This window comes from Frankia nepalensis (assembly GCF_016786325.1).
GTDB classification, from domain to species: Bacteria; Actinomycetota; Actinomycetes; order Frankiales; family Frankiaceae; genus Pseudofrankia; species Pseudofrankia nepalensis.
The window spans coordinates 1-2,927 of sequence record NZ_JADWYU010000311.1 but is presented as its reverse complement, the minus strand read 5'-3'; the positions used below and the strand labels follow the sequence as shown (position 1 = coordinate 2,927).

General features: G+C 73.8%; 2 protein-coding genes. One reads left to right on the top strand and one right to left on the bottom strand.

Annotated elements, in window-relative coordinates; genetic code table 11:
* Positions 1-224 precede the first annotated feature (224 nt).
* A complete protein-coding gene (locus tag I6A81_RS40825) occupies positions 225-1,379 on the bottom strand; it encodes a thiolase family protein (protein ID WP_203006919.1) in 1,155 nt (384 codons plus the stop codon).
* Between the two features lie 371 nt (positions 1,380-1,750).
* Between I6A81_RS40825 and I6A81_RS45975 the strand changes: the two genes are divergently transcribed.
* Entirely contained in the window at positions 1,751-2,707 is a 957-nt protein-coding gene (locus I6A81_RS45975) for an NAD(P)-dependent oxidoreductase (RefSeq protein WP_203006918.1), read from the top strand.
* The last annotated feature ends 220 nt before the right edge of the window (positions 2,708-2,927 follow it).

Below are 2,927 nucleotides of genomic sequence, written 5' to 3'. Positions count from 1 at the left end.
GGGAGCGGTTGATTCGTGACGTTGCGGTGTTACGCGACTGAGCTGGCGCGGAGGCGCGCCTCCGCGGAGGCCCGTCCACGGAGCGAAGCGAACGTGGTCGGGCCGCAGCGGAGGTCGCCGGAGCGCACGTGAGCGGAGGAGGACGCGGCGCGGAGGTGTCGTGGGAGCGAAGCGAGCACGGCGCCGGAGCGCCGCGCCCGGACGGAGCGAACCAGCAAACAGTGTTACAGCAGCTCGAGGATGGTGGCGTTGGCCTGGCCGCCGCCCTCGCACATGGTCTGCAGGCCGTAGCGGATCCCGTTGTCGCGCATGTGGTGGACGAGCGTCGTCATCAGCCGGGCGCCGGAGCCGCCGAGCGGGTGGCCGAGCGCGATCGCCCCGCCGTTCGGGTTCAGCGCCTTCGCGTCGGCGCCGATGTCGGCGAGCCAGGCCAGCGGCACCGGCGCGAACGCCTCGTTGACCTCGAACGCGCCGATGTCGTCCAGCTTCAGCCCTGAACGAGCCAGCACCTTCTGGGTTGCCGGGATCGGCGCGGTCAGCATGATGACCGGGTCGGAGCCGGCGAGCACCGCGGTGTGGATCCGGGCGAGCGGGGTGAGGCCCAGCTCGGCGGCCTTCTCGCTGGTGGTGATCAGCAGCGCGGCCGAGCCGTCCGAGATCTGTGACGAGTTCCCGGCGGTGATGACGCCGCCCTCGTCCACCGGCTTGAACACCGTCTTCAGGTTGCCCAGGCCCTCGACGGTGCCGCCGCGGCGGATGCCCTCGTCCCTGCTGATGACGGTGCCGTCGGGGAGGGTGACCGGCGCGATCTGCGCGTCGAACCGGCCCTCGTCCTGGGCGGTCGCCGCCTTCTCGTGCGAGCCGATCGAGAACTCGTCGCACTGGGCGCGGGACAGCTTCCAGCGCTCGGCGATCATTTCCGCGCCGACGCCCTGGTTCGGGAAGACGCCGTCGTAGCGGGCCATGTACCGATCCCCGAAGGGGGACTTGTCGAGCAGCGACGTCCCCATCGGCACCCGGGACATGGACTCGACGCCGCCGGCGATGGCGAAGTCGTAGTGGCCGGCGATCACCCCGGCGGCGGCGAAGTGCACCGACTGCTGGGACGAGCCGCACTGCCGGTCGACGGTCACGCCCGTGACGCTCTCCGGGAACCCGGCGGCGAGCGCGGCGTTGCGGCCGATGTCGAACGTCTGCTCGCCGACCTGGCCGACGCAGCCCCAGACGACGTCGTCCACGAGGGCCGGGTCGATCCCGGCCCGCTCGACCAGGGCCGCGAGCACATGCGCCGACAGGTCCGTCGGGTGCACACCCGAGAGCCCGCCGTTGCGCTTGCCGACCGGTGTCCGGACGGCCTCCACGATCACTGCGTCACGCATGCCAGGCGCTCCCGTCGTCAGAACTTGGTGTTTCCATAGTAGTTACAATGCCGCAGTTGCCGGGCTGCCGCGGTCGTTGCGTCGCCGATGGCCGACGCACTGCTGATGGCTGACGCACTGTCGATGATCGACGCTGGTCGCCGCGCGCGCCACCCGTGCGTCGCGGCGTCTGGCGGTACGCCGCCGATGCCAGCCGTTGTGGAGTAAACGTACACTCACCTATCGCTCGCGACCATCCAAGCGGGGCGGCCCGCCCGGCGCGGTCGGCCACGGCTGGCGCGGACTCGCGGCCCGCCTTGGCCGGGCGTGCCGCCGCGGTCGTTCCGCCTGCGCCGGGTCCGCGTGCCCGGCCCGGACTAGGGTGATGAGACGTGCCTGACTCCGCCGCCGCCCCCGCCCTCGCCTCCCCGTCCTCGACCAGGATCGGCTGGATCGGTACCGGCGTCATGGGCGCCTCGATGGCCGGCCACCTGCTGCGCGCCGGCTACCCGCTGACCGTGACCACCCGCACCACGCGGCGGGCCAAGCCCCTGCTCGACGACGGGGCGGCCTGGGCCGACACCCCCGCCGGGGTCGCCGCGGCCAGCGACGTGGTGTTCTCGATGGTCGGCTTCCCGGCGGACGTGCGCGAGGTGCTGCTCGGCCCGGACGGCGCCCTGTCGGCCGCCCGCCCAGGCGCGGTCCTCGTCGACATGTCGACGAGTGAGCCCTCGCTCGCCGTGGAGGTCGCCGCGGCCGCCGCCGCGCGGGGCGTGCACGCCCTGGACGCGCCGGTCTCCGGCGGCGACGTCGGCGCCAGGAATGCGACCCTGTCCATCATGATCGGTGGCCCCGCGGAGGTCGTCGAGGCCGTTCGCCCCTGCCTCGAGGCGCTGGGGAAATCGATCGTCCGGCAGGGCGGGCCCGGCGCCGGGCAGCACACCAAGATGGTCAACCAGATCCTGATCGCGTCCACGATGGTCGGCGTGACCGAGGCCCTGCTCTACGCCTACCGGTCCGGTCTGGACGTCGGGCAGGTGCTCGCGTCGGTCTCCGGCGGCGCCGCGGGCAGCTGGTCGCTGACCAACCTGGCGCCCCGCGTCGTCGCCGGGGACTTCGCCCCCGGCTTCTTCGTCGACCACCTGGTCAAGGACCTGGGCATCGCGCTGGCCGAGGCCCGGCGCGCCCGCCTCTCGCTGCCCGGCCTCGCCCTGGCCAACCAGCTCTACGTCGCCCTCCAGGGCCAGGGCCGCGGCCGTGACGGCACCCAGTCCCTCGTCCACGCCCTGGCCTCCCTGTCGGGCCTGGCCTTCCCGCCCGCCCCCGCCACGCCCACCGAGGACTCCTGACCGAGCCCCCATGCCGGCCGGTCCCGAAGCGCACCGGGCAGCCGCGGCCAGCGGGTCGCGGGCTGGGTGGAGGCGCCCCGGCGCGCGCCGGGGCTCCGGGCGGGTCGGTGAAGGCGGGCATCCGGGCCGGGCCGCGGCTTCCTACATGAGGTCGGCGAGTTGTTGGTCGAGGTCGCGGGCGGTGGGGACGGCGGTGTGGCGGCGTAGGCGGCGGCGGACC